This window comes from Clavibacter lycopersici, from assembly GCF_003576405.1.
Lineage (GTDB): Bacteria > Actinomycetota > Actinomycetes > Actinomycetales > Microbacteriaceae > Clavibacter > Clavibacter lycopersici.
In genome coordinates, this window is the sequence record NZ_QWGT01000525.1 from 1 (window position 1) to 530 (window position 530).

The 530-nt window shown below is 76.8% G+C and carries 1 pseudogene; it reads right to left on the reverse strand.

Going from position 1 to position 530, the window contains the following annotated elements:
* Positions 1-530 (reverse strand): annotated as a pseudogene (locus tag DZG00_RS16350) (DUF58 domain-containing protein); the annotation flags it as partial.

Sequence of the window (530 nt, forward strand, 5' to 3'; positions counted from 1 at the left end):
GTACTCGCGCGTGCCGAGGTCGTCCTCGCCGCCGTCGGCGCGCCGCTGCACGCGCTCCGCCTCGCCCTCGGAGGACACCTGCCCGCCGGGCTCCGCCTCGAGGTCGGCGAGGCGCGGGGTGACGACGAGGCGCGAGGTGCCGCCCGCGACGTGCCGCAGCCCCATCAGGCGGAAGGGGTCGTGCTCCTCGACGGCGAGCGGGCCCACCTCGTGGAACCCGCGACGCTCGGGCGTGAGGTCGTAGCGGAGGACGGCGCGGGCCGACGAGCGGCGGGATCCGCGGGCCAGCCCGCGCATCGACGGCAGCTCGACGGGCGGTGTCGCCCCCTCGGATCCGGGCACCAGGTCGAGCACCCACGCGCGCGGCGTGGGCATGGTCCCCGTGTTCGCGACGGACACCGTCACGGTCGTCGCCGTGCCGGACTCGACGACCTCCGACGTGAAGGCGCGCTCGACGTGCAGACGCACCCGCGCGATCACGAGCCAGGCCGCGGCGAGGAGCGGCAGCGCGAGGAGGGCGACGCCGATGA